The sequence below is a fragment of the Nocardiopsis yanglingensis genome (assembly GCF_045809185.1).
Taxonomy (GTDB): Bacteria; Pseudomonadota; Gammaproteobacteria; order Xanthomonadales; family Xanthomonadaceae; genus Stenotrophomonas; species Stenotrophomonas yanglingensis.
Genome location: NZ_JBJNRH010000003.1, coordinates 182539 through 205273 on the forward strand (window position 1 = coordinate 182539; position 22735 = coordinate 205273).

The window sequence follows — 22735 nt, forward strand, 5'->3', positions numbered from 1 at the left end:
CGGCGCGCAGGGTTTCTGCTGGCGTTCCCATGCCGCCTTCACTTGGCCCCTGCTTGGGCGCAACTGGGCGACGCCTACTCTGAGCGCTCCACTCACTGCGGAGCCCACTATGGCTATCAAGACGGCGGAAGACCTGTTCATCCACGAACTCTCGGACATCTACAGCGCCGAGAAGCAACTGACCAAGGCCCTTCCACGCCTGGCCCGTGCGTCCGAGAACCCGGATCTGGCGGCGGCCTTCGAAACGCACCTGGAAGAAACCCAGGGCCAGATCGAGCGCATCGACCAAGTGGTGGAGCTGCTTGGCATCCGCCTGAAGCGCATCAAGTGCGCGGCGATGGAGGGTCTTGTGGAGGAAGGCAAGGAAGTGATCGACAGCATCGACAAGGGCCCTGTGCGTGATGCCGCCCTGATTGGTGGCGCGCAGAAGGTCGAGCATTACGAAATTGCGTCCTACGGCACCATCGCCGCGCTGGCCAAACAGCTGGGCTACAAGGATGCCCTTCCCTTGCTGCTGGAGACGCTGGAGGAAGAGAAGGCGACCGATGAAAAGCTGACCCTGCTGGCCAAGGGCGGCGGCAACGCGAAGGCCGCGCAGGCTGCCTGAGCCGCGTCGAACAGAGCCCGGCCGCCATGGAAGGCGGCCTCAAGGTTCGTACAGCACTTGGTCGTTCGGGCAGAAGAAGGTGCGTCGCCGGGTGGTACCCATGTACAGCTTGCTGATTGGGCCACCGCAGATCGGGCAGATCCTGCGCGTGTGTACCTGCCAGTGCTTCTTCAGCTCGAAGCAGCGCTTCCACTCCAGGAAATCGAAGCTGTAGGTGCGTGCCTGCGTGACCAAGGCAGTGAGCTTGCGCGGCGGCAGGTCGCCCAGCCGCGTGGCAGGGTGCACGCCTATACGGAACAGCACCTCGTTCTTGATGATGTTGCCCACGCCGGCAAAGACCGTCTGGTCCAGAAGCGCATCACAGACCATGACGTCCGGCATTGCCTTCAGCTTGCGCCGGGCCAGCTTCGGATCCCAGGCATCGTTCATCACGTCCGCGCGCCAGTCGTAGACGTCGTCCAGCGGCTCGTCGATCAGCCGCACGGAGCACGCATAGAAGTTCAGCTCGCCATTGTCGAACCCCAGGGACACCCGCGCCGGGGTTGGCTTCCGTTCGTCGATGCGCCAGCTGCCGAACATCATCAGATGGATGCGCAGGGTCTGGTGGCGGAACTCCAACAGGAAGTGCTTGCCCCAGCTGCGAACCGCTTTCACCCTGCGCCCTTGAAGTGGCGACAGATCGATCCGGCTGTTCCCTGAAACGGTGCGGACGACGTGCCCTTTGAAATGCCTCGCAGCTTCGCGCAGCAGGACAATGGATGGGCCCTCAGGCATGCTCGCCCTCCTGCAGCAGGGCCTGCAGGCGCAGGGCGTTGCTGGTGGCGTGGCCCTGTGCGGTATTGTCCAGTACGAACCAGACTGATCGTTGCGTATCCGATTCGAGCTCTAGCTCCCGCGCCAGGCCCGCCAGGGCCTGTTCGCTGTAGGCGCTTCGATAGATCTGCGGCTGGCCGTGCCAGCGCCAATAGCTCCACGTGCGGTCCCCACCGGGAGTCGCAGCTGAGGACGCCCGTGCCGGGTCCGCTGCAACCCGTGCAACACCATGGTCGCTCAGCAGGGCGTCCGCTTCCATGGTGAACCAACTGGGATGGCGCGGCTCACAGGCTACATCGACCTGGGTACGTGCGCGCAGACCCTGCAGAAAGCTCTCCGCCGTCGCCGGTTCGTATGCCAGGCTGGGTGGCAACTGGAGCAGCAGCGGCCCCAACCTGTCACCCAGTGCCAGCACGCCATCGAGGAACCTCTGCAGCGGTGGCATTGCATCGCGAAGCCGATGTTCATGGCTGATCGAGCGCGGCATCTTCACCGCGAAGCGGAAATGGTCCGGCACGCTCGCAGCCCACCGTGCATAGGTGCTGGGCAAGTGCGGACGGTAGAACGAGGAGTTGACCTCGACCATGGGCAGGCGGGTGGCGTAGCGTTGAAGAACGCTATTACCCTGCCCAAAGGCTTCCTGCGCCGACCGGGACAGTGACCAGCCGGCGCAACCGATGCGTACCGGACCAGACGGCGACGGAGCTGTGTTCATCGCGCCACCCAGCCGTCAGGTTCCAGAGCACGACTGGCAACGCCTTCCACATTTGACTGCGTCACCGACAGCAGGCGATCGAGCGCGCTGGTGCCTGAAGCCAGCGCCGATGCGCTGCACACGAAGCCTGTCCAGTCGGAGATGGCGATCTTTCCCAGCGCCAGTACATCCACCCGCACGCAGCACATCCGCCAATGGGAGAACTGCCGTCGGCCCACCCTCCCCCGGTTGAGTTCGACCACGCCACCGTGGCTGCCGGATGCCAGGATCCGCTTGTACGCGGCGTTGACCCCGGCGTCGGGACCTTCGAGGTACTGCAGAAAGCGGGTGCCATCAAACAACAGCGTACCGGTGACATCGGCGGATTCATTGAACAGCACCGCGTCCATAACAAGCTGCTGCAGTCGCTCCGCAGTCAGGCTGTCGGACGCTTCACTTACATAGGCAATTGCGCGAAGAGGCATGACACCACCGGTTGTTGCAGACGGCTCCACCATAGCGACGCGGATCGTACGCGCGGTGACACCGGTGTGGAGGTTGCGTCGAGCTGTGGGGTGGCCGCTGCGCATCGCGTCTATACGCAACGTGCGCTTCGGATGTGCGCGCGCGTGCCAGCGCATGGCGGACTTCAGCTGCGACGGCGGCCGGCATGGGCTGACGGTGGCAATCAAGGCGGAATGCCTTATCGGCCCAGGTCGCACTCAGGCGGTCATCGAGCTGGAGAGTGCCGCGCCCGGGAAACCCTTGAACTTGGCCGGGTCCCGGCCCGGTTCCGCCGACATCAGCGCTTGCATCACGTGATGCTGGACGCGATGCCCACTCTCCTCCATGCTCACGAAGTACACAAAACGGCCATCAAACTTGGCCTGTGCCCCCTCCAGGGCGGTGTTGGCCTGAACGGCTCGCTTCAGCGACTTCATCCACGCCCGCTCAGGTGTGCGATCAAGCTCTATAACAATGGCGGTGCCACCGCAGTCCAGGGACATGCTCTCGACACGCAGCAGGCGGGGCGAAGCAGGATCGGTTCCAGGTCGATGCATGGCGGAAACTCCGGTGTCGAAGATGGCGGCAGTAATCCATGGCCGCTGCCAAAATGCCGTCAACAAACACCGGGCTCTTTCCACGCCACCTCGACAGCATTGGCAACACCTGCCCCAGCTTCGCACCAGGCTGACATTCCACACTCGCAGCGTTGATGCAGCACAGCACACACTGCAGTTCCCGAGGCAATACAGGCATGCGCGCATGCAACCCGATATGAGCCAGCGCAGGTGCAACCTGCTGCTGGTGGAAGATCAGTTCGATCTGGCCGCACTGATGGAGCAGGCGCTCGAAGACGGAGGGGGCCAGGTAACCCATGCTTACAGCGTGTTTGATGCAATGGGTCTGTTGGAGAAGCAGACGTTCGATGGCGCCGTGCTGGATGTCGAGCTTCGTGACGGCATGGTCTTTCCGGTCGCCGATCGCCTGGCCGAGCTTGGCATCCCGTTCCTGTTTGTGTCTGCGGTCTATGACCAACTGGTACCACAGCGCCACCGAAGCGCGGCCTTCGTGGCCAAACCTTTCCATATCGCCCAGTTGCAGCAGGCCGTCCAACGCGTGATGGGCGATGCCTGCACGCCCTTGACCACGCACTGATCCTGCGTCGCAGTCAACTCAGTGGGGTGTCAGCAAGGGAAAACCCATTTCACTTGTCCTGCGCCGCCCTGCGAAATTCGGGAAGGTCGGCCTACAGCAAGCGCATCGACCAATCAGGCCGCTTTAGCATAGGGCTCGACGATCGAGAGGAGCTTCTCCATCGCTGTAGCTCCCGCCTGGTTCGTCGCCGCCCGCTGGATGAAACTGGTCCAGTCAGCAAGGGCGACCATCCGCAGCTCATCCGCACTGACTGGCAGGCAGCGCATTGGCCAGAACGGCAACCGTCGTTGCCCGACACGCCCGCGAGCAAGCTCCATCAGGTCGGTGTGACTGCCCGCGCCGCTGACGCGGGAGAAGGCCACATCCAGCCCATCGGCGGGGCCCTCCATGTATTGCAGGAAGTGCCGGCCGTCAAACAACAGAACCCCGGTCACACCCGCTGATCGGTTGAAGCGGGCCGCATCTTCCATCAGTGTTTTCAAGCGCTCGGACGTGAATCCAGGTACGGCTTCGCTGACGTAGACAATCGCTCTGTTCGGCATGATGACACTCCTACTCTCCCGGCCGCTCAATCTAAGGCCGGTGTCGTTGAGAGACCGTAAACGCCAAACGTGAATTGGTCACATATTGCCCGGCGAACCCGGGTTTTTCACAGTATTTTCGGTATTTCCCGCCACGGCGTGCCGAAACGGCTGATTTTCAAGCCAACAGGATCGGCTGGTCCGCTGTCGAAGCGGCGCCCGCCCTTCCCATCTCCGCCAGGTAGGCTGAAAACCCTCCTGTCGCGCGCCCTGCCAGGCGCGCACTGGTCATGACGAGCGGTGCACCCGCCCACCGCACATCAGCGCCGAGACGCTGCAATGTCCTCACCAGCTGGACGTCCTCCCCGCAGTGCAGTGGCGCAAAACCGCCTGCCGCAAGATAGGCCTGGGCGGAAACACCCAGGTTCGCACCGTGGATACGCCCATGATCGTCCCCCCATTGTTGCCGCCTCCGGAACGCCTTGCGCAGGCGCTCCTCGGCACTGCAGGTCGTTGCGATGTCCACCAGCCCGCAGAAGACGTCCTGGCGTCCCTCAAGCTGTGCGACCAGCCACTCAGGAGGCACCTCGCTGTCCGCGTCCGTGCTCGCCAGCCATCGTGCACCCCGGCCCAGCAGCTCGGCGGCGGCCCTGGCCCGGGCGATGCCGACGCAGCGTGCACGCAGCCGCAGCGTATCAACCCGTTGCTGGGCGCAGATGGATTCCGTGGCGTCCGAACAATCGTCCAGCGCAACAATCACCTCCACCGCTTCGCCGCCCAGCCCGGGATTCAGGGCCGCCCTCCTGATCGACTGCAGGCACCGCTCCATGCTCGCTGCCTCGTTGTGGGCCGGAACGAGTACGCCTATCACCGCAGGCCCTCCAGACGGGCCAACGACATCGCGCCGCGCGTCCACCCCTGCAGTACGAAGTCCGCGTCGCGATAGTGGAAGGCTTCCTGCAGGCCTTCAGCCAGGCAGCGATGCACGACCTCGGTGCGGCTCGCGCGTCCCGGGAACGAGGGCAACCAGTGGCAGGCCACCAGCAGCCCGTCATCGCGAAGCGCTTCCCCGATACCGGCGCGCAGCTCACGCAGTGCGCCGGCTCCCAGGTAGTAGCCCATTTCGCCGCAGACGATCAGATCGAAGCGGCCCGGCGGCCATTGCTCGGGATGGCTGGCGCAGTGGACCTGCACGTGAGGCAGGTGGGCCAGGTTGCGGCGCGCCTGGAACGCCGCACGCGGGCTGATGTCTGTTGCCAGAAGGCGCTCGCAGCGGGCGGCCAGGGCCTCGGTCAGCACGCCATTGGAACAACCCAGCTCCCACCCGCGAGTGAAATGACGCTGGCTCAGGCTTGCCAGCAACAGCGCACGCTTGCGTTCTTCATACCATCGGCTTCGGTAGCCGAACGGATCCTCCTGCTCATGCAGGTCATCGAAGTACGGTTGCGCGCTCATGCCAGGAATACCTCGTAGTTTCGGAAGAATCGGGTCAGTACATGCGCGGGCAGCACCGGAGGGCTGTTCAAGCCCGGCACGTCGCCCGTCTGCGTCCGGAAGTGCGCGATCGCGTTTCGTTTCGCGGCCGCCACTGTTGAAATGTCGACCAGTCTGGGCACCTCCCACGCCATATGTGCACAGGCCGGATCCAGCCAGTGCCATCCCCATACCGGGTACTCCAGGCGGCGGCACCCCACCGCCCGGGCGGCGCGGCAGGCAGCACGCCCTGCCGCTTCATGGTCGGGGTGGCCATCAAACCGCCATGGTGCCAGGACCAGGTCGCGGGGCTGCAGGTGCTGTTGCAGCCAGCCTTCCAGGCCCTGTTCGTGCGTGCTGACCGCGCCGTCGGCGATACCCAGGTGAAATATGGAACCGGCCGGGATGCCGAGTTCGCCAAGTGCCGCGGCAAGCTCCGCCCGTCGTGCCGACCGCAAGCGCCCAGGCGTCCACCACGGCTCGCCCGGATAGCATGCTTCGCCGTCCGTCACTGCAACGACGCTCACCTCCATGCCCTGCCCCACTGCGTGGTGAAGCAGTCCGCCACAGCCGAGGATCTCGTCGTCCGGATGCGGCGCGACCACCACCAGGCGGTCATGCCCGGTGCACAGCGCGCTTGCCGGTGTGATCGGCTGTTGCCAGAGCCAGCCGCAGCGCAGCCATGCCTGCTCCTGGGTTCCTTCGCCTTGCAGCGGTGCTTTAACTACAGCGCCCATGTCGCCTCCTGGGCCGCCCGCTGCCCACCCAACCACTCCCAATCGCGGTCGGCGTGGTTCTGGCGAAGGAACACGGTCAGGTCCGCGCAGCGGTGGGCATGGGCGTCTTCCAGGCACATGGGGGCCGGGCCCAGGGCCCGACCCGCCAGATCCAGCACGCGCGTAGCTGCACGCTCGACCACGCAACGCACCCGCACCACGTCCTCGCGGTGCGCCAATTCGGGCTCGGCATCGATGCATACCGCCAGTTCGCGGAGCAGCGCCGCGGCCGGCGCCAACGCGAGGTCCACTTCACCCAGTAGACGTGCGCGATGTCCCTCGGTGCAGGCTGATCGCATGCGCTCGGCCAGCGCGACCGCTGCACCAAACCAGACCGCCGCAATACCCGCGCCTCCATGCCAGAAGCCCGGTCGCTGCAGATAGTCATCGCGCGCGCCCAGTATCACCATCGGCGCGGCATCAAAGCGCACGGTGGTTGACGGAATCCCGGCCATGCCTACGGCGGGCCAAGGCTCACCCGACAGCGTCCTCCAGTGCTCCGCTGCCACCTGGCATAGCCACACCCCCTGAGCACTGTGAACCGTGACCAATGCGGCATCCACCCAGGCGCTGCCCGAACACCAGGGCTTGTCCCCGCGCAGCCTGCCCTCGGCGTCGATGCGGAGTGTGCTCGCCGGGCCCTCTGCGGCCCACACCGCCCACAGTTGGCCTTCAGCAACCGACGGTGCCTTCAACTCGGCGATGATCGCCTGCGCGTCGTAGTGCGCCTCCAGCACCTTGGCCAGGCAGAGATCTTCGGCCCCCAACGCCGCAAGCGCCCTCCAACGATCCAGTGTCTGCCCGCATCCCGGTAATGGCAGTTCAGGCTGCTGGACGAGTACCTGGCGGGCGCGGTTGATCAATGATGATGGCGGCGTCACATCCTGCATGAGGGCTTCTGCAATGAAGATATGTCATGAACGTAGGCGGCAGGCGGTCACATCACTGTCTTGGAGGTGTGGCGGGCACATGAATGCCCTGCGCAGTGATCCTCACGCACCTGTCCCACGCCGTTGCTGCCTCACGCGCAGGCACTGCTGCAATTCCCACAGCCATGGCAGCACCACCAGTACCACCGCCGGCAACAGAACGAGCCACCAGGCCTCAAGCGCCGCAGGATCCACGCTCAGCGACCACCGCGGCTGCGCGTGCCAGCCGACCCAGCCCAGCAGAACCCAGGGCGCGGCATCGAGCACGCTGTGCACGTGCTGCTCCGCTGGACTGATACGCCGGCGACCGTCCGCGCTGACGGTGTCGAAATAGCCGGTGATCGCGTGTGCGATGACCAGAAGCGCCAGGAGCGCGACGAGTGACCGGGTATTCTCCAGCAGGAGCCATGCCAGCACGCCACTGCCAATCAGCAGTAGCTGCAGCCCGTGCAATACGCTTTCCCGCAACGCAGAGGTGTGCGGCAGGTCGGTACGCCGGTGGAAATGGAAGTCGAGCCAACCGGCGGCCAACCAGAGCGCATAGACGCACGTCATGATGATCGCGCTCATGGCGGCATGCTCAAGGTGTCAATACGATCTTGCGGCAGTCGTCGTCCTTGGCATCAAACATTGCATAGCCTTGCGCTGCATCGGCCAGGCGCATCCGGTGCGAGATGATGTCACCCGGGTCCAGCTTTCCTTCCATGATGGCGTCGAGCAGTTCCGGCATCAGTCCCTGCACATGGGTCTGCCCCATCTTGAACGTCAGCCCCTTGTCGAACGCGTCACCCAGCAGGAAACCATGGATGAAGCCGGCGTAGACGCCTGGGATGCTGACCACCCCACCGCGGCGTGCAGCTGCAATACATTGTCGGATCGCCACGCCGCTGCTGCCTTCCAGCTTTACAGCGGTCAACGCTGACTCCAGCGCACTGCCCTCGGCCTCGAAACCTACCGCCTCGATGCAGGCATCTACGCCCCGCCCACTGGTCTGGGCGAGGATGAAATCGGCTGGGTCTTCGATCTCGTTGAAATCAATGGGGGTCACCCCATAGGCGCGGCGCGCATAATCAAGGCGGTAGCGAAGATGATCGATCATGAAGATGGTCTCGGCCCCCAGCAGGCGGCAGCAGGCCGCGCTCATCAGCCCGACCGGGCCCGCACCGAAGATGGCCACCGTTGAGCCCGGCTTCACCCCTGCGTTCAGCGCGGCCTGGTAGCCGGTGGGAAGGATGTCAGACAGGAACAGGACCTGCTCGTCGGCCACGCCTTCCGGAATACGTAGCGGGCCCACATTCGCCTTGGGCACGCGCACGAACTCCGCCTGGCCACCGGCAACCCCGCCATACAGATGGCTGTAGCCGAACAGCGCGGCCGGCGGCAGAAGGCCCTTCTGATTCAGCGCGGCGCCCTTGCCGGTATTGGTGGTTTCGCAGGCGGCATACTCGGCGAGCCGACAGTGGAAGCACTCACCACAGGCGATCACGAAGGGAATCACCACCCGATCCCCCGGCTTCACTTGGGTAACGCCGCTGCCGACCTCTTCCACGACGCCCATGAATTCGTGGCCCAGCACATCGCCGTCGTGCAGATCGGGAATCTTGCCCCGGTACAGATGCAGGTCCGAGCCGCAGATGGCGGTGGCGGTGACACGCAGGATCAGGTCGTCATCAGCCGCCAGTACCGGGTCCGGCACGGTCTCGACGCGTACATCCTTGCGGCCGTGGTAGGTCAATGCCTGCATCGTGCTTCTCCAGCAAGAGGGGGTTCCAGCATCGCAACACCCCCCGCCCCCTGCGGTGACATCCCGGTGTGCATGGTGTTCATTTCGCGACGTCACCGCGTTAACCGGACGGGTCGCACGCTTCAGCCCCCTGCTGCAGGAGCAACCCATGACCGACAAACTGCCCTTCAATCCGACCACGGACGTGGATGATCAGTCGAAGGCACATACGCCTGACAAGCGGCGCAATGATCGAGCCAGATGGAAGGAGCACGACATGCCCGACGATGGCGATGGCCCCAAGGCTGTACCCGAGGACTACGAGCGTCCTGATCCCGATCCAACAGGAAAGCGTTGAGTCCGCCTCACATACTGGATGCGCCGGATTCACAGCTCATGGCCCGCTGGCGGCGCAAGCTTCATCACGGCCATTGGAACAACCTGAACGAGGTGTTGCATGTGGAAACGCAACGGTCTCTCGCTGGTGCTGCTCGTGCTCACCGTCGTATTCATTGGTGGGCAGGCAGTTGCGGGACATCACGTGCACAACCAGGAGCTGGTGCAGCACGGACGCACGCCGATCGATCTCTGGCACTACCTGGCGACCGGGCATTTTGTCAGCGCCACATTCGAGAACTGGGAGAGCGAATTCCTGCAGATGGGGATGTATGTTCTTCTGACAGTGAGCCTGCGCCAGCGCGGTTCGGCCGAATCGCGGCCCTTGGACCCTACGCAGGAACAGAATCGCGTCGAGCCGGGGCCCACGCCCTGGCCCGTCAGGCGTGGTGGCGCATGGCAGATCATCTATGGCCATTCGCTTGCCATCGCCTTCGGCCTGTTGTTCCTGACCAGCTTTACGTTGCATGCATTGGGAAGCTGGCGCGCCGAACAGGCCGAGCAGCAGCTGCAGGGCCTGCCAGTGCCGGGCTTTCTCGAGCACCTGGCCAGCAGCACTTTCTGGTTCGAATCGATGCAGAACTGGCAAAGTGAGTTTCTGGCCGTGCTGTCTCTGGTTGTGCTGACCATCTTCCTGCGCCAGAAGGATTCGCCACAGTCCAAGCCGGTCGAAGCGCCGCATGCCCAGACTGGAGATTGAGACATGGCACGCCCCCCTTCTACCGCCCTGCTGATCATCGACATGTTCAGTCGTTTCGACTTCCCAGGTGCAGACGCGCTGGCGCCAGCGGCAGAAAAGGCGGCGCGGCAGATCCGGCGCCTCAGAGATCACTTCGATGACCGGAAGTGGCCAGTCATCTATGCCAATGACAACTTTTCTGACTGGAAGCGGGATTTCCGCCAGCAAGTGGAGCAGTGCCAGCGGGACGGGGGTTCGGCTGCGCGAATTGCCACAGTCCTTTCACCCCTGCCCGGCCACTATTTCGTGCTCAAGCCAAAACACTCCGCGTTCCTGGCCAGTCCCTTGCCGATTCTGCTGGCCAAGCTTGGGGTTAGCCGTCTTTGGCTCAGTGGCATGACGGCCGATTCGTGTGTCCTTGCTACGGCGCTGGACGCCAACGCGAGGGAGTTCGAGGTCGTGGTGGCATTGGAAGCCGTGGCGGCGATGCCTTCCCAGAAACGCCGTGCACTGGCAGTGCTGGCGGACTCGGGCGCAGCCCGGGTCGCTCGACTTTCATCGCTGGTCTCTGCGTAGTCGGCAGGATCAACCCGAGGCAGCTCAGGCCCGGTCCGCTACACCCTGTACACCGGCATGACCGGCGCAATGTGCACAGCAGAAGATCTGGCCCTTTCCTTCAACGCCATGCCCGATAACCGCGCAGTCGCAATGTGCGCAGCGTGGCGCGAATGCATGGATCGCGCATTCGAACGAATCGAAGGTTCCGCTGCGTCCGCCCTGCTGCAGGGTGAAACTCTTGTCGTAGTTGTTGCCGCAGACATCACAGGTGGCCATGTGGCACCCCTTCGTGTGTAAGGAAGGGGCAGTGTGGTGAGCGCAGGTGTCGGTGGCCGTGAACGCAGCGTGTCCAGGAGGTCCAGAATACGCATTGCAAGGTACTCGTAGAACGTGCCTCGCCCAGTTGACGGGTGGGCTGTCCAGGCATGCGTCTTGCCTGGTCAAACTCCTGCCTCGTTCTGCATCGGTTGGGATGCGGCACGTTTCCGGATCGGTAGCGAAGAACCCGCACGCGAGGGCCGGCTGCAGAAAGTGCAACTGGATCTGGGCCCGGCGCCGCTGCAACTGCTGGGTGCCTATAGCCACCGGCATTCGGTCACCGCGCGGGTTCCGGCGCTTCTGGAGTTCATCCAGGCTCGGCTGCAGGGCGGTGATCCTGTTCTAGTGAGCCCATCGCGGCTGTGATGCCGGACGGTCATCGAGGCAACATCGATCTAGACCCGCAATGCCTCCAGCACCAGGCTGAACGCCGGGGAAGGCTGCCGCCTGCTCGGGTAATACAGGTGATAGCCGGGGAACAGCGGGCACCAGTCCTCCAGCACCCGCACCAGACGGCCGCTTTCCAGATGGGGTGCCAGCTCATCAACGGGCAGATGTACCAGGCCCAGGCCGTCAAGCGCGGCATCGACCATGTGCGGTGATGTGCTGAACACCAGCGGGCCATCCACGCGCACATTGATCTCGCGACCCTTTTTCTCGTACTCCCACACGTACAGTCCACCGCTTGTGGGCAGGCGGATGTTGATGCATCGGTGGCCGGTCAGATCACCTGGCACCTTCGGCATTCCGTGTGCAGCGAAGTAGCCCGGCGTCCCTGCGGTGGCCATGCGCAGGCGTGGGCCGATGGGCAGGGCGACCATGTCCTTGTCGATGGATTCGCCAAGGCGAACACCGGCGTCGAAGCGGTCGGCAACGATGTCACGCAGTGCATAGCTGACGTCGAACTCGATGCGGATGTCCGGATAGCGGTGCAGCAGCGGCATCAGCTTGGGAAGCAGCACCGTGCGCAGCACGTGGTCGCCGCTGGTGATCCTGACCTGCCCGGCCGGTGTGTCCCTCAACGCAGTAAGGGCTTCGAGCTCCATTTCGATGTCGTCGAAGTGGTTGCCGATCGATTGCAGCAGGCGCTCGCCGGCGGTGGTCGGCGAAACGCTGCGCGTCGTGCGGGTCAGCAGGCGGATTCCCAGGCTCTCTTCCAGGGTCTTGATGGCTTGGCTCAGTGCGGACTGGGTGACCCCCAGCACGCCCGCCGCGCGGGTGAAGCTGCCCTCCCGCGCCACGGTCACGAAAGCCAGCAGGTCATTGAAGTTGCGTCGTGCCATGGGCGCAGTGTGTCACAGGAATTAATTAGCGCAACTAATTGACCTATTCGTAATTGATTATCTAATCAAGTGCCCCTGCGTGGCCCACACTGGCCACCTCCCCCACCACGGGAGCTCCGGCAGCCGGAGCCTTCCGCCGTCATCGCCCTTCTGGGCCTGGAAACCTTCATGAGTTCACTCAATCTCCCCCCGACCGGGGCGAGCGCGGCCGCGCCTGTTCGCTCGGCATCCCCCAGGGAATGGGGTGCCGTGCTGGCCCTGTCACTCGGCGCCTTCGCGCTGGTTGCTTCCGAGTTCATGCCGGTCAGCCTGCTGACGCCCATCGCCACCGACCTGCAGGTCAGTGAAGGCCAGGCAGGCCAGGCGATCGCGGTGTCCGGTGCATTTGCACTGGTCACCAGCCTGCTGGTCTCGCCACTGGCCGGGCAGCTGGACCGCAAATGGCTGCTGCTGGGCCTCACCACCGCGATGATCCTCTCGGGAACGCTGGCGGCACTGGCGCCCAGCTTCCCCGTGTTCATGCTGGGCCGTGCGCTGATCGGCGTGGCCATCGGTGGCTTCTGGGCCATGTCGGCCGCCACCGCCATGCGCCTGGTTCCTTCCCACCAGGTGCCCCGCGCACTGGCCATCGTCAACGGCGGCAACGCGCTTGCCACCGTCATTGCGGCGCCGATGGGCAGTTACTTCGGCGCCATCATCGGTTGGCGCGGTGCGTTCTTCTCGCTGGTGCCGGTGGCTGTGGTGGCCTTGCTGTGGAAGATCGCCGCGTTGCCATCGATGAAGGCGACCGCCGGGCGCGCGTCGTGGAATGTGTTCGCGCTGTTGAAGCGCCCACCGGTGGCGTGGGGCATGGTGGGCGTGAGCCTGTTCTTCATGGGCCAGTTCTCGCTGTTCACCTACCTGCGGCCGTTCGTGGAAGCCACGCTGCACGTATCGCCTTCGACGTTGTCGCTGTTGCTGCTGTTGATGGGTGCTGCGGGCCTGGCCGGCACGGTGTTGATCGAGCCCTTCGTGCACAAGGCACTGTTCCGCACACTGGGGCTGCTGCCCGCACTGATGGCCGTGGTGGCGGTGTGCATGATCCTGCTCGGCAACACGCTGCCGAGGGTGGCGGTGTTGTTCGCCCTGTGGGGCCTGCTTGGCACGTCGGCGCCCGTGGCGTGGTGGTCGTGGGTGGCCCGCACCCTGCCCGATGACGGCGAGGCCGGCGGCGGCCTGATGGTGGCCGTGGTGCAGATGGCCATCGCCATCGGTGCGACCGTGGGCGGCCTGCTGCTGGACCACCAGGGCTACCGCGCCACGTTCTGGTTCAGCGCTGTCCTGCTGCTGGGCTCGGTGGTCACCTCGTACATCGCTGCGCGCTCGGCGCAGCGGCAACGCGTGCCTGTTCATTCCTGAAGGAGTTCGCCATGCACTACACCTCCCTGGGCCGATCGGGCCTGAAGATCAGCCGGCTGGGTCTTGGCACCATGAACTTCGGCGAGCTTGCCGACGAGCCAACCAGCTTCGCCATCATGGATGCCGCCGTGGACGCCGGCATCAACTTCTTCGACAGCGCAGACGTCTACGGGGGGCCGCAGTCGCCGGACATGGCGCAGGGCTTCGGCCTCTCCGAAGAGATCATCGGGCGCTGGCTCAAGCGCAGTGGCAAGCGTGACGGCCTGGTACTGGCGACCAAGGTGTACCAGCCGATGGGGCTGGGCCCGAATGATCGCCGGCTGTCGGCGTACCACATCCGTCGCGCCTGCGAGGCCAGCCTGCGCCGACTGCAGACCGACCACATCGATCTGTACCAGATGCACCACGTGGACCGGGCCACGCCATGGGAAGAAATCTGGCAGGCCATGGAACAGCTGATCCGCGAAGGCAAGATCACCTACGTGGGCAGCAGCAACTTTGCCGGCTGGGACATCGCCACCGCACAGGGCGTGGCTACTGCGCGGCACACCTTCGGCCTGGTGGCCGAGCAGAGCCTGTACAACCTGACCCAGCGCACGGTGGAGCTGGAAGTGATCCCGGCACTGCGCTACCACGGGCTGGGCCTGATCCCCTGGAGCCCGATCGGCATGGGCCTGCTGGGAGGCGTGCTGAAGAAGGTCGCCAATGGCCGACGCGCTACCCCGCACCTCCTGCAGCGTATCGAACAGCTGCGCCCGCAGCTGGAAACGTATGAAGCGTTCTGCGATGAGCTGGGCGAGGCGCCCGCCGACGTGGCGCTGGCCTGGCTGCTGCACAACCCGGTGGTGACCACCGCGCTGAGCGGACCGCGCACGGTGGACCAGCTTTTGCAGAACCTGAAGGCCCCTGCCCAGAAGCTCTCAGATGCCTCACTGGCTCGACTGGATGCGATCTGGCCTGGCCCCGGTGGCGAGGCGCCCAATGCCTACGCCTGGTAATCCCCCAACTCCTGGAGTACTCCCCATGTCCATGCTTCTCGGCACGTTGATATCCATGGCCGCGCCTGCGACCGGCAGCGGCCCGGCCGGCGGCAATCTGAGCATAACGCCTGCTGGCAGCGCATCGTCCGTGGCGGGCCCCGCGGACTACTTCACCGGCAACGTGCGCATCGATGGCGGCTTCCAACGCCCTGCGCCGGCCCGGGTTGGAGGTGCGACGGTCACCTTTGAGCCCGGCGCACGCACGGCCTGGCACACCCACCCGCTGGGCCAGACCCTCATCGTGACCGCGGGCGTGGGCTGGGTGCAGCAGTGGGGTCAGCCACGCCAGCAGATCCGTCCGGGGGACACCGTGTGGATCGCCCCGGGCGTGAAGCACTGGCATGGCGCAAGTGCCGCAGTGGCGATGACCCACATCGCGATTGCCGAGGCGGTGGAGGGCAGCCCGGTGACGTGGCTGGAGAAGGTAAGCGACGAGCAGTATTCGGAGATGGGCGAATGAAGAGGCTGCTGCTGTCTCTGGCTCTCGCCACCATCCCCTTCATTGCAGTTGGACAGGACATGACCCACGGCGCGGACAATTTCTATCGAAGCACCCAGCTCATCACTGAAAAGGTGCACTTCAGCAACCAGTACCACATGCAGATCGTCGGCAATCTGTACGTACCGAAGAATGGAAGGCCCGGCCACGCCCTGCCTGCCATCATCGTGGGCCACCCGATGGGCGCGGTGAAGGAGCAGAGCGCGGATCTCTACGCGCAGAAGCTTGCCGAACAGGGCTTCGTGACGTTGGCCATCGATCAGTCGTTCTGGGGCGAAAGTGCGGGTGAGCCGCGGAATGCGGTTGCGCCGGACATCTATGCCGAAGCCTTCAGCGCCGCCGTCGACTACCTGGGCACGCAGCCACAGGTGGATCGCGAGCGGATCGGCGTGCTTGGCATCTGTGGCAGTGGCAGTTTCGTGATCAGTGCGGCCAAGATCGATCCGCGCATGAAAGCCATTGCTACCGTCAGCATGTACGACATGGGCGCTGCGAACCGCAGTGCCCTCAACCGCTCGCAGAGCGTTGAGCAGCGCAAGGCCGCGATTGCCGCTGCCGCCCGCCAGCGTTGGGTCGAAGCCGAGGGCGGCGCCGCACAGTACACCTCCGGCACGGTGCATAGGCTTGAGGCAGACACTCATCCGATCCAGCGCGAGTTCTACGACTTCTACCGAACGCCGCGTGGCGAATTCACGCCGGCCGGTTCATCACCGCAGCTCACCACCCACCCGACGCTCACCAGCAACGTGAAGTTCATGAACTTCTATCCATTCAACGACATCGAGACAATCTCGCCGCGTCCGATGTTGTTCATTTCGGGTGATCAGGCGCATTCAAAGGAATTCAGCGAGGAGGCCTACCGGCTGGCGGGACAGCCGAAGGAACTGCTGTGGGTCAAGGGTGCGGGCCACGTGGATCTGTATGACCGCACCGATCTGATTCCGTTTGCAGAGCTGGCGGCGTTCTTCCGGAAGCGCCTGGACGGAAGCATGTGACAGGCCGACGTCCCCCTGCCCTCACCCTGTCCGAAGCATCGTCATCAGCAACCCCATCAGGGCACTCCCTGCCGCCAGGCTCAGCCACACCTTCCCAACACTGCGGGCACTGAAGACGCCCGCAGCAACGGCAATCAACAGCACGAACCCCAGCAGTGAACTGGCCAGGACCGAAACAGACGTTCTCACCCCCGCCAGCGCGGGCAACAACAACGCCAGTGCGGTGGCGGTAACGGCGGTGAACACGTAGCCGCCCAGCGAGGCGGCCAGTACACGGCTCGCCACCTGCCAGCGATAGGCCGGTTCCCGCCCAGCCGGAGGCTTGGCCGTGCGCGCCGCGTCCTGCGCCCGTGGCCAGCGGCGCTGCAGCATCAGGGCCATCCTTGCCAGCATCAACCCGAATGCCAGTGCGACCAGCTCCACGCCGGCCTGCTGCCACGCACCGCGCTGCAGATACATCAGCACGCCCTGACCGGTGGTTGCCATGTTCACCAGCGGCAGTGCCAGGCACAGCGCTGCGGCCAGCCACAGCTGCTCGATCCATGCGAAGCGAGGTGGGCGCCAAAGCGCGTGCACCACCGAAGCCGCGCAGGCAGCAAGAAAGATGCGTATTTCCCACGCGCTGCGATCGCTCATTTCCAGTGGCAGCAACCGATTGCCGTACAGGTAGACGATGCTTGCCAGCGCCACCCCAGCCAGCGATGCGACGTTGAAGGCTTCCACGCAGCGATAGATGCCCGCCGTGGCCGCGCCGAACTCATGCTCGCTGCGCTTGCGCCGCTTGATGGAGAACAGCAGCGTGCCGATGGCGATCATGGCCGTGCCGAGCAGACCGCTGATGAAGTACAGCCACTTCATCGGCCAGCCGCCGAAATCGGCCTTGTGCAGTGCTTCGATGGTTTCGTGCACCTGTACGGCGCCAATCGCATGCGGATGTGCGCCATGCTGTTGCAGCAGCGTGCCGCTGGCAGCATCGAACGCCGCCCGGCTGGCCTCGGTCAGCAGATGCCTGTCCGCGCCCCCCTCTGGCTTGCGGCCGATCACCTCCACCACGCTGTGCACGGTGCCGGGCGCCTGGATCACGATCAGTGCTGGCGGCTGTCCGCTGAGGGCCTGCGCGCGTGCCAGTAGCTGCTGCAGGTCCGGCAGTCGCGCGGTGGATATCAGGATGCCTGGCGGAGCCGGCTGTGCAGGCGCCAGCTCGGCTTCATAGCGCGCATAGGCGCCCTCCGCATCGCCATAGGCTGCCTGCACCGGCCACGGTAGATAGCTGCTGTAGAAGAAGGTCAGCCCCGTGTAGCCGATCATGAACAGGAACGGCAGGGTCAGCACGGCACTCAGGTTGTGCGCATCCAGCCAGCTGCGCTGTCCCTTGCCCGGGCGAAAGGTGAAGAAGTCCTTGAAGATGCGTTTATGCACCACCACGCCGGACACCAGCGCCAGCAGCATGCAGGCGGTGATCCAGCCGACCAGCCAGTAGCCGGCCATGCCGCCGTGCAGGGTGTAATGGAACGACATGAAGTGGCGCCCGCCTTCGGTTTCCCGAAGACGAGGTGGAGGGTGTGGCATGCCGGTGCCGGCATCCACCCAGCGTTCGTGCGCGGCGCCGTCGCCATCCTCCCATGACAGCTCCAGCGGCCAGCCCTGCTGGACAGGCCAACGGATCTGCCATTCCCGGGCATCGGCGGCGTTTGCAGCCAGCCAGTGCTGCGCACGTACCGCCTGCGTTCCCGTGTCCACCGCCGGCGAGGAGACCGGCACGGGGCCGGCCTCCATCCATCGCGTGATCGGCTCACGGAACACGCTGAGCGTGCCGGTCAGGAAGATCGCGCACAGCAGCCAGCCACAGGTAAGGCCGCACCAGGTGTGCAGCCACGACATGCTCTGCCGGAAGCCCGCTTTCATGCCTGCCCCGTAGCGGGCAGGTCGTTGCCCCGCCGGTTGCGGAAGATCACAGCGAGCCGCGCAGCGTCAGCATCACATTGCGGGGTTCGCCAAAGAAGTTGCCGCGGCGGATCTGGCTGATCATCGCGTAGTAGCGGGTGTCGAACAGGTTGGCCACGTTGACGCCTACGCTCCAGCGCGGATTGATCCGGTAGCCGGCCCGCAGGTCCCACACGCCACGTCCCGCTGCGCCCATGCGCCAGTCCGGGTCGTCGTAGGCCGGATAGGAATAGCTGCTCTGTGCCGATACACCCCCGCCCACGGAGAATGCGTTCCACTTGCCCGGCAGCTGGTAGGACGTCGATAGGCGCAGCAGGTGGCGGGGCGTCTCGGCGCTGATGGTCGCGCCCTCATCGTCGCGGCTGGTGACGTGGGTATAGCCGGCCATCATCTGCCAGCCCGGCGCCAGTTCGCCGCTGGCTTCCAGCTCAAAGCCCTTGCTGCGCAGCTTGCCGCCATTGCGGTAGCAATCGGACGACGCCAGCGAGCCACGGCAGCTGCCCGGGTCGGATTCGTCCACCACGGCGTTGCCGGTCTTGCGGATGGAGAACACCGCAGCGGAGAGGTTCAGGCGGCCATCGTTCAATTCACCCTTCACGCCCAGCTCGTAGTTGGCGCCGATGGCCGGATCCAGCACCGCGCCGGACGCGGTGACGTACGAGCTCTGCGGCTGGAAGGTATCGGCGTAGCTGGCATAGACCGACCATTGCGGGCCCAGGTCGTAGACGAGGCCGGCGTACGGGGTGAATTCGTGTTTCTGTTCGTAGTCGCGGCTCCTGGCGCCGGTGAAGCCATCGCTGGACTGGTACTTCACCCAGCTCAGCCGGCCACCGAGCGTAAGGTGCAGCGGTTCTGCCAGCTGCAGGCGTAGGTTGCTGTACACGCCGCTCTGCTGGGCGCGGGCGTTTTCTGACCAGTCCCATGCGGGTTGCAGCGGCTGCGCAATGGCGCTGTGGTCCGGTGCATAGACATCGATCGGCACGTCGATGGCCAGGTCCGCCGAGCTCTGACGGGTACGCTGGCGCGACCACATGGCGCCCAGCAGCAGCTGATGGCTGCGGCCGAAGGCGTCGAAACTTCCGGTGGTGTGCAGGTCGATGCCATCACTGCGCACGCGCGAGCGGTTGAAATAGATGTCATAGAAGCGCGAACCGATGCCGGTGGCGCGATCCACTCCGCCCAGCGGAACCGCGACACGCTGGTCCAGGTCCGACTCGGTGCGGTTCACCGACAGGCGTGCCTTCCAGCGTTCGTTGAAGCGGTGCTCCGCCTCTGCGAAGGCTTCGTCAACGGAGCCCTCCTGCCGATTCCAGTCCTGGATGAGTGAGGTGGAACGCTTGATGTCCAGCGCACCGCCATCGGTGTAACGCGGCAGGCCGAACAGCCAGTAGCCGTCGGTGTCACTGGCCTGATGGCGCAGGCCAAAGGTCAGCGTGGTGTCCGCACCCAGGTCGGCGTCGATCACTCCATAGGCCACCGGCGTCTTCGATGAGGTGCCCCGCTGGAAGTAATCGCGGTCCTGGTAGGCGGCGACCAGTCGGCCGCGTACGCTGCCGGCGGCATTGAGCGGGCCACCACCATCCACCTCGACGCGGTAGTTGTCCCACGAGCCCACGGTGGCCGCCAGATCGAGATGGGCCTGGTCGCGCGGGCGCTTGCGCACCATGTTGATCGCCCCGCTGGGGTCGGCCGCGCCCAGCATCATGCCACCGGCACCGCGCAGCACCTCAACCCGCTCCAGCACCGCGGTGTCGATCGGCAGCCAACCCACGGGGGCATAGACGATGCCGGCCACGCCATCGACCAGATAGTTGCTGTCGTCCACGGTGAAGCTGCGGATCGAGAACTTGTGGTTGCCGAAGTTGCGGGCGGTCTTGGTCACGCCCGTGGTCTGTGCCAGCGCCTCATCCAGCGTGGTGAGGTTGCGGTCGTCCAGCTGCTGGCGGGTGATCACGCTGACCGACTGCGGGGTCTGGCGGATGCTCTGCCCCAGCTTGCCCAGGCTGAGCTCACGTGCTGTGTAAGCGCCGTCGCTTGGGGCATTGGCGGTCACGTTCACCGTCTGCAGGGTGGTCTGGGCATCCTTGCTGCGCCCAGGCGCTGCTGCTTCCTGCGCCAGGGTGAACACGCCCGGACGGGTGGCATTGACACGCACGCCACTGCCCTCCAGCAGGCGCGCCAGTGCTTCCTGCGGCGTGTAACTGCCGGTCAAGGCCGGGGCGCGACGGCCCGCCACCGCTGATTCGCTGAACAGCACCTGCTGCCGGGACTGCTCGGAAAAGCGGCGCAGTGCGGCATCCAGCGGTTGCGCCGGAATATTGAACTGCACGCGCGCAGCCGCCTGCGCCTGTGCGATGGCCGGCGCTGCCAGTGCGCTGGAAATGCACAGTGCCAGCAAAGGCAGCCGCTTGGCGTGTACCCCCGTAGAGAACGCGCCAGCAACAAGTGCGCGCTTGATCTTCATGTACCCCATTACCGCTCCATCATGCTTGGCCGCTACTGGCCTCACTGGGGTAAACGGAAAACGGCGGTGGGGTGGGAACCCGTGCCGGAAGAAATTTTCGTTCCGGCGTCAGCGGGTCATAGGCCGTTCGTCGATGCGATAGCCGCCCTGGGCATTGCGGGTCACCTGCACGGGCAACAGATCCGGCAGTGCTTCCAGGAAGGTGGCCGGGGCATCGGTGGCCGCGTAGCCGGAGACGGGCAGGAACTTCAGCCCTGGCTGGCCCAGCGTGACGGGATGGCCCAGATACTGCCCGACCTCCTGCGCTACTTCGTCCAGCGGGGTGCGCCGGAACACCAGGCGCCCGTTGCGCCAGCCGCCAATGCTGTCTGCACTTGCGGCGATGGGGCGATAAGCAGCGGTGAGCGTGGTAACGGCCAGGCCCTGTTCGGCGTGCAGGTTGACCGGCGAGGCACCTTCGGCGCGATCCGGCTGCACCCGCACGTGCCCATGCAGCACCTTGACCACCACTTCACGCGGCCCATTGCGCACATTGAAGGCCGTGCCGACCACCGTCACCCGGCTACGCTGGGCATCCACGGTGAAGGGACGGTCGGCCGCGGGGGCGACCTCGAAGAACGCCTCGCCCTGGCTGAGCACTACTTCGCGGCGGGATCGATAGAAATGCACGGCCAGCGTGCTGCGTGCATTGAGCGAAATCCGTGAGCCGTCCGGCAGTTGCAGATCACGTATCTCGCCCGCACCGGTAGCCACGTCCTGTACGTAGCTGGGCGCGGTATACCAGCCGTAGCCGACATACCCCAAGGCCAGCATTGCCACGGCCGCAGCCGCCGCAACGCGTGGCAGGCGCCACGACCGTGTGTGCCGCGCCGCCCTGCCCCGCCGTTGAATGGCAGGTACTGCTGGGGTGATCACCGCATGCGCGTCCGAGGCCAGCACGGGGCGTGGCAGCTGGCCCAGGTCGTGCCAGGTTCTGGTCACATCGGCGAACGCCTGTCGATGTGCTTCGCTCCCGGCCAGCCAGTGCTGCAGGGCCGCCTCGTCCTTCGGTTGCCAGTCCGCATCCTGCCGCCGTACCAGCCACGCGGCCGCCGCCTCATGCAGGGCAAACGGGTCGGAACCTGCGGGAGAAGGGAGATCGGTCATCGGCAGGGAAAATCAGCATCGATGGCAGGCGCCAACGCCTCGCCCGCCTTGGTCGGGCGATGCAGTTCCTGCATCTGTGTCAGAGACGCATAGCGTACCCGCACTTCGCAGTAGGCAACCGCTCGCGACAGGTGCTTGACCACCATGCGGCGGGAGATCTGCATGCGAGCGGCCACGTCCTCCTGGGTCAGGCCATCGAAGCGGCAGAGCACGAAGGCCTCGCGTTGACGCTCCGGCAGCTCGGCCAGTGCTTCTCGCAGGCGCTCCAGGCGCTGCCGCTGGGCGCTGAGCTGCAACGGGCACTGTGATTCATCGCTGGCGATGGCCTGGCCCGCATCCTCAGCATCTGCCAGCGGCAGGGTCTGGAGACGGCGACCTGCGGTGTGCTCACGATATTCATCGGCCACGGTGTTCATCACCGTTCGCCGGAAATAGGCACCTTGCTGGTCGCAGGACGCCAGTGCAGGGTTTGCCGCAAGCCATTTGACTGCACCGTCGTGCAGGGCATCCTCACCGTCCGCACCTCTGACGCGTGCAAGGCCACGGAGGATGGGCCCGCGCCAACGGGCATAGGCTTTCGCAAGGAGGTTCCCGCCCATTGGCGAGGCCTCTTCCGGAATGCCCTCCTCCGTGGACGAGGCCCGATCCGCGTTGCTGCCCGTGCCCCGGCCTAGCGTGGACACATCACCCTCAGGGCAAATGCCTGCGGTCTGCACAGGTGGGGCGGGGAATTCACGTTGGGAGCCGGAGTTCTGGCCGCCATGGGCGACGGAAGGGGTGGGATGCCGCAAGTGTAGTGAGAGTCATTTGCAATTGGAAC

The 22735-nt window shown here is 65.1% G+C and carries 27 protein-coding genes; 10 read left to right on the forward strand and 17 right to left on the reverse strand.

Going from position 1 to position 22735, the window contains the following annotated elements; all coding sequences use genetic code 11:
• Nucleotides 1-109: 109 nt before the first annotated feature.
• Entirely contained in the window at nt 110-607 is a 498-nt protein-coding gene (locus tag ACJ7C5_RS06820) for a YciE/YciF ferroxidase family protein (RefSeq protein WP_412703424.1), read from the forward strand.
• 39 nt (nt 608-646) lie between these two features.
• Here ACJ7C5_RS06820 and ACJ7C5_RS06825 read toward each other — a convergent pair whose 3' ends face one another.
• From ACJ7C5_RS06825 to ACJ7C5_RS06840, 4 genes are read right to left on the reverse strand one after another with little or no spacing between them, the layout of a single operon-like run.
• A complete protein-coding gene (locus ACJ7C5_RS06825) occupies nt 647-1381 on the reverse strand; it encodes a DNA-formamidopyrimidine glycosylase family protein (RefSeq protein ID WP_412703425.1) in 735 nt (244 codons plus the stop codon).
• Nucleotides 1374-2135, reverse strand: a complete 762-nt coding sequence (locus ACJ7C5_RS06830) for a DUF72 domain-containing protein (protein ID WP_412703426.1) — start codon at nt 2133-2135, stop codon at nt 1374-1376. The genes ACJ7C5_RS06825 and ACJ7C5_RS06830 overlap by 8 nt, the downstream gene beginning before the upstream one ends.
• Complete coding sequence (locus ACJ7C5_RS06835) at nt 2132-2806, reverse strand: BLUF domain-containing protein (RefSeq protein WP_412703427.1); 675 nt, start codon at nt 2804-2806, stop codon at nt 2132-2134. The genes ACJ7C5_RS06830 and ACJ7C5_RS06835 overlap by 4 nt, the downstream gene beginning before the upstream one ends.
• Nucleotides 2807-2836: 30 nt before the next feature.
• Nucleotides 2837-3241, reverse strand: a complete 405-nt coding sequence (locus ACJ7C5_RS06840; RefSeq protein WP_412703428.1) for a hypothetical protein — start codon at nt 3239-3241, stop codon at nt 2837-2839.
• A 139-nt stretch (nt 3242-3380) separates the two neighbouring features.
• Between ACJ7C5_RS06840 and ACJ7C5_RS06845 the strand changes: the two genes are divergently transcribed.
• Nucleotides 3381-3773: a response regulator gene (locus tag ACJ7C5_RS06845; RefSeq protein WP_412703429.1), complete on the forward strand. Its 393-nt coding sequence runs from the start codon at nt 3381-3383 to the stop codon at nt 3771-3773.
• Between the two features lie 113 nt (nt 3774-3886).
• Here the strand turns inward: ACJ7C5_RS06845 and ACJ7C5_RS06850 are convergent, their stop codons facing one another.
• The 7 genes from ACJ7C5_RS06850 to ACJ7C5_RS06880 form a co-directional block, all read right to left on the reverse strand.
• Nucleotides 3887-4315 (reverse strand): BLUF domain-containing protein, encoded by a 429-nt coding sequence (locus ACJ7C5_RS06850; protein WP_412703430.1) that lies wholly within the window; start codon nt 4313-4315, stop codon nt 3887-3889.
• A gap of 157 nt (nt 4316-4472) precedes the next feature.
• The gene (locus ACJ7C5_RS06855; protein WP_412703431.1) at nt 4473-5210 is read right to left on the reverse strand and encodes a glycosyltransferase family 2 protein; all 738 of its coding nucleotides are present in this window, start codon (nt 5208-5210) and stop codon (nt 4473-4475) included.
• A complete protein-coding gene (locus tag ACJ7C5_RS06860; RefSeq protein ID WP_412703432.1) occupies nt 5162-5749 on the reverse strand; it encodes a class I SAM-dependent DNA methyltransferase in 588 nt (195 codons plus the stop codon). The genes ACJ7C5_RS06855 and ACJ7C5_RS06860 overlap by 49 nt, the downstream gene beginning before the upstream one ends.
• Nucleotides 5746-6504, reverse strand: a complete 759-nt coding sequence (locus ACJ7C5_RS06865; protein ID WP_412703433.1) for a PIG-L deacetylase family protein — start codon at nt 6502-6504, stop codon at nt 5746-5748. The genes ACJ7C5_RS06860 and ACJ7C5_RS06865 overlap by 4 nt, the downstream gene beginning before the upstream one ends.
• On the reverse strand, nt 6492-7433 hold the full coding sequence (locus tag ACJ7C5_RS06870) for an acyl-CoA dehydrogenase (RefSeq protein ID WP_412703434.1): 942 nt from the start codon (nt 7431-7433) through the stop codon (nt 6492-6494). The genes ACJ7C5_RS06865 and ACJ7C5_RS06870 overlap by 13 nt, the downstream gene beginning before the upstream one ends.
• A gap of 102 nt (nt 7434-7535) precedes the next feature.
• A complete protein-coding gene (locus ACJ7C5_RS06875) occupies nt 7536-8042 on the reverse strand; it encodes a hypothetical protein (protein WP_412703435.1) in 507 nt (168 codons plus the stop codon).
• 10 nt (nt 8043-8052) lie between these two features.
• Nucleotides 8053-9216, reverse strand: a complete 1164-nt coding sequence (locus ACJ7C5_RS06880; RefSeq protein ID WP_412703436.1) for a zinc-dependent alcohol dehydrogenase — start codon at nt 9214-9216, stop codon at nt 8053-8055.
• Between the two features lie 148 nt (nt 9217-9364).
• Between ACJ7C5_RS06880 and ACJ7C5_RS06885 the strand changes: the two genes are divergently transcribed.
• The 3 genes from ACJ7C5_RS06885 (at nt 9365) to ACJ7C5_RS06895 (ending at nt 10846) form a co-directional block, all read left to right on the forward strand.
• Nucleotides 9365-9553 (forward strand): hypothetical protein, encoded by a 189-nt coding sequence (locus ACJ7C5_RS06885; protein ID WP_080355380.1) that lies wholly within the window; start codon nt 9365-9367, stop codon nt 9551-9553.
• 99 nt (nt 9554-9652) lie between these two features.
• Nucleotides 9653-10291, forward strand: a complete 639-nt coding sequence (locus ACJ7C5_RS06890) for a DUF6766 family protein (RefSeq protein WP_412703437.1) — start codon at nt 9653-9655, stop codon at nt 10289-10291.
• Between the two features lie 3 nt (nt 10292-10294).
• Nucleotides 10295-10846 (forward strand): cysteine hydrolase family protein, encoded by a 552-nt coding sequence (locus ACJ7C5_RS06895; protein WP_412703438.1) that lies wholly within the window; start codon nt 10295-10297, stop codon nt 10844-10846.
• A 24-nt stretch (nt 10847-10870) separates the two neighbouring features.
• Here the strand turns inward: ACJ7C5_RS06895 and ACJ7C5_RS06900 are convergent, their stop codons facing one another.
• Nucleotides 10871-11104, reverse strand: coding sequence for a hypothetical protein (locus ACJ7C5_RS06900; RefSeq protein ID WP_049422290.1), 234 nt, complete (start codon nt 11102-11104; stop codon nt 10871-10873).
• A gap of 156 nt (nt 11105-11260) precedes the next feature.
• Between ACJ7C5_RS06900 and ACJ7C5_RS06905 the strand changes: the two genes are divergently transcribed.
• The gene (locus tag ACJ7C5_RS06905) at nt 11261-11512 is read left to right on the forward strand and encodes a hypothetical protein (protein WP_412703439.1); all 252 of its coding nucleotides are present in this window, start codon (nt 11261-11263) and stop codon (nt 11510-11512) included.
• 29 nt (nt 11513-11541) lie between these two features.
• Here the strand turns inward: ACJ7C5_RS06905 and ACJ7C5_RS06910 are convergent, their stop codons facing one another.
• Entirely contained in the window at nt 11542-12429 is an 888-nt protein-coding gene (locus ACJ7C5_RS06910; RefSeq protein ID WP_006367409.1) for a LysR family transcriptional regulator, read from the reverse strand.
• Between the two features lie 249 nt (nt 12430-12678).
• Between ACJ7C5_RS06910 and ACJ7C5_RS06915 the strand changes: the two genes are divergently transcribed.
• From ACJ7C5_RS06915 to ACJ7C5_RS06930, 4 genes are read left to right on the forward strand one after another with little or no spacing between them, the layout of a single operon-like run.
• Nucleotides 12679-13827: an MFS transporter gene (locus ACJ7C5_RS06915; RefSeq protein ID WP_412703440.1), complete on the forward strand. Its 1149-nt coding sequence runs from the start codon at nt 12679-12681 to the stop codon at nt 13825-13827.
• Nucleotides 13828-13838: 11 nt separating this feature from the next.
• The gene (locus ACJ7C5_RS06920) at nt 13839-14825 is read left to right on the forward strand and encodes an aldo/keto reductase (RefSeq protein WP_412703441.1); all 987 of its coding nucleotides are present in this window, start codon (nt 13839-13841) and stop codon (nt 14823-14825) included.
• A gap of 25 nt (nt 14826-14850) precedes the next feature.
• Nucleotides 14851-15327, forward strand: a complete 477-nt coding sequence (locus tag ACJ7C5_RS06925; RefSeq protein WP_412703442.1) for a (R)-mandelonitrile lyase — start codon at nt 14851-14853, stop codon at nt 15325-15327.
• Complete coding sequence (locus tag ACJ7C5_RS06930) at nt 15324-16361, forward strand: alpha/beta hydrolase (RefSeq protein ID WP_412703443.1); 1038 nt, start codon at nt 15324-15326, stop codon at nt 16359-16361. The genes ACJ7C5_RS06925 and ACJ7C5_RS06930 overlap by 4 nt, the downstream gene beginning before the upstream one ends.
• Before the next feature lie 21 nt (nt 16362-16382).
• Here ACJ7C5_RS06930 and ACJ7C5_RS06935 read toward each other — a convergent pair whose 3' ends face one another.
• From ACJ7C5_RS06935 to ACJ7C5_RS06950, 4 genes are all read right to left on the reverse strand, one after another.
• Nucleotides 16383-18266 carry a PepSY-associated TM helix domain-containing protein gene (locus ACJ7C5_RS06935; protein WP_412703444.1) on the reverse strand — a complete coding sequence of 628 codons (1884 nt, stop codon included), beginning with the start codon at nt 18264-18266 and terminating at the stop codon, nt 16383-16385.
• A gap of 46 nt (nt 18267-18312) precedes the next feature.
• Complete coding sequence (locus ACJ7C5_RS06940) at nt 18313-20769, reverse strand: TonB-dependent siderophore receptor (protein ID WP_412703445.1); 2457 nt, start codon at nt 20767-20769, stop codon at nt 18313-18315.
• Nucleotides 20770-20877: 108 nt separating this feature from the next.
• Nucleotides 20878-21915, reverse strand: coding sequence for a FecR family protein (locus ACJ7C5_RS06945; protein WP_412703446.1), 1038 nt, complete (start codon nt 21913-21915; stop codon nt 20878-20880).
• Nucleotides 21912-22514 (reverse strand): RNA polymerase sigma factor, encoded by a 603-nt coding sequence (locus tag ACJ7C5_RS06950; protein ID WP_412703538.1) that lies wholly within the window; start codon nt 22512-22514, stop codon nt 21912-21914. The genes ACJ7C5_RS06945 and ACJ7C5_RS06950 overlap by 4 nt, the downstream gene beginning before the upstream one ends.
• Between the last annotated feature and the right edge of the window lie 221 nt (nt 22515-22735).